At 36.0% G+C, this 2,528-nt stretch carries 1 protein-coding gene; it reads right to left on the reverse strand.

The window, feature by feature from the left end:
* On the reverse strand, positions 1-2,528 hold a 2,528-nt coding region (locus tag Q0U66_RS05815), incomplete at both ends, for a SpaA isopeptide-forming pilin-related protein (protein ID WP_297378625.1).

Below are 2,528 nucleotides of genomic sequence, written 5' to 3' on the forward strand. Positions count from 1 at the left end.
ACCTTGATGACGGGATTGACCCTGTAGGAAAGAAAATGACCGTGTGCCAGCTTTATCAAGTGTGAATACTTGGTAGTCTATATTAGCTTTACCTTTTCCATCGTACCAATCCATATTTGGATATTCTGGTTTTTCTCTGTGGATAGTAGCAGTTGTTGCCCCTATGTTTAGAGATTCTGGGTTTAGGATATATCTTTGGATTACATACTTGTCATTTGTATTGATACCAACAATTCTTGTACCAAGTTTGAATGGTGTTGGATAGTTAGCTGTCCAGTCTGCACGCCTATTGTCGTAGAGGTTCCAACCTTCAAGACTCCTGTTTCCAACATCAACCCAATTAACTTTTTCTTTTTCAAGAATTGAGTTTAAATTATTTGTGGTAGTTTTTTCTCTGTAGTTATAAACCCTCTTTCCATTATCATCTATTACTAGAACCCATTTCTTGTCTAGTGGTTTATAGCCTGATGGTGGGGAAACTTCTTCTATAATATAGGTTCCATTTTGAAGCTGACCAAATTTTACAAGACCTTTTTCATCTGATTCTACTTCAACTGCTTTAAAGCTAGCGTCATTATGTTTGGTTAATTTAAACTTAGCCCCTTGGAGTGGATTTCCCTTGTCATCCTTTTTGTAGACCACAAAGTCTTGGCCCTTAGGCTTGTTGGTTATTTCAATATTTATATTCTTGCCATCATAAGATTGAGTTGAACCGGAGACTCCAGCTTCTGTAATTCTGATATTACCATCATTAAACACGAAAACTTGCCATTGCTTGTTTGTCTTAATATGGTCATCTGGCGCCTTAAATTCTTCAAGAATATATCTACCTGGTGCAAGACCAGTAAAGCTAATTTCTCCATTAACATTACTTGTTCTATATATAGGATTTCCGTCTTCTGGTTTTAAGACGAAGATTGCACCTGATAGTTTTTTAGTTCTATCAGCTTGGTCTAACTTTGTGATTTTAAACTGACCTGGAGTATATTTTTTGTTAATTAGACCAGTTATTTCTTCATAGTATTTTGGAATTTCTTCACCTGTTTGGTCTGCTGTAGCAGTGTTGAAGTTGGCACTATTGGCAAATGCTGATTCCATACCCTTACCTTCCATTGTTGCACCGTTATTCATATAGAAAATTCTTGATAAGTTTATGAAATTATTCACATCTGTTATCTTGAAGGTTTGTTCTACTATAAAGCCTTCTTTTTGTGGAGAAATATTAGGCATTCTCACTTTTAGTGGGAAAGTAGTGTGAATTGGTCCCGTTGTTTTTATTTTACTTGGGTCATATTCTAGACTAACTCCATTTGCTGAACTAGAAGTATATTGATCTGGATTAATTCCAGTGTGGTATAGCAAAGAGTAGGTGTTTGGATCTTGTTCTGGTCTAACACCAAATGATAATGGCATGTTGTAGTTTACAGTAATTACATCATTGTTATCATTTATCTTTCCCATGTTCGGCTCAGTACGATATACCTTAACATCTACTAGGTCATAGGCTGGTTTATAGCCCTTACCTTCTTGTCTGGCTATCATAGTATTTTTATCATAGTTTGTAGAAATCCAGTTAAATTGGAGAGTCTTTGATGTTCTACTATCAGCCATTGGGTTAAAGTAAGCCATGGCTGTTACATACCACTGACCATCATCAGCTTTGTAGATATCTCTAAAGTAATATGATTGAGATGGTTGGCCCCATCCTGTATCATACCTACCATAGTCAGCTACAATGTCTTTTTTGATCGTTTGTCCGTTTACACCAGATTGATCTGGAGCAACTGTAATTGTAAAAGGTTTTGTACCGGTGTTTTGGAAATAGTACTTATCTGGAATCATACCCTTGAGGTCTATACTTACTATGGTTTGCTCTGGTTTAGAGTTCTCATTAAAAACATAGGTCAATAGGTTGGTATTGTAGTCAAAGTATGGATCGGCTATGTCTTTTCCACCTTTTCTGATTTTTGGAAAACCAGAGAAGTATTGGGTAAAGTCTAGGTTTGGATCAAATTGAATTTCAAATCTTTTACCTGGAGTACCATCACTTAGAGTAATGTCTGCATGGTATTTAAGAGATTCAAACATGTAGGCTTCCCATACGTTTGTTCTTTTTCCCCAGCTACTTACCTTATTTTCATAGTACTCTAGTCTTTGGCTAACATTTGTTACGTTAGGTTTTTCTGTTGTTTGGGTTTCTTCACCTTTTTCAACCCAGTAATCTTCACCGATAACCGGTTGACCTGATCCTGTTTTGAATTTTGGCTTATAGGTTACTTTATTTGATTCGTCTACTGTTACTTCATAGTAAACGTTGGACTTTATATAACCATCTGGAGCATTTATTTCTTCTATTGTATATGTTCCAGGAATGTGGCTGCCAAAGTTTACATTACCTTTACTATCAGTTAATTTATTGGCTAGGACGTTTCCTTTGCTGTCTTTTAGTACGAACTCAGCGTTTGGAACTCTTGCTCTCTTGCCATCAGCATTAAATTCATTGGCAAATTTTGATATTTTTATCTCAC

This window comes from uncultured Helcococcus sp., assembly GCF_946998255.1.
In the GTDB taxonomy this organism is placed as follows: domain Bacteria; phylum Bacillota; class Clostridia; order Tissierellales; family Peptoniphilaceae; genus Helcococcus.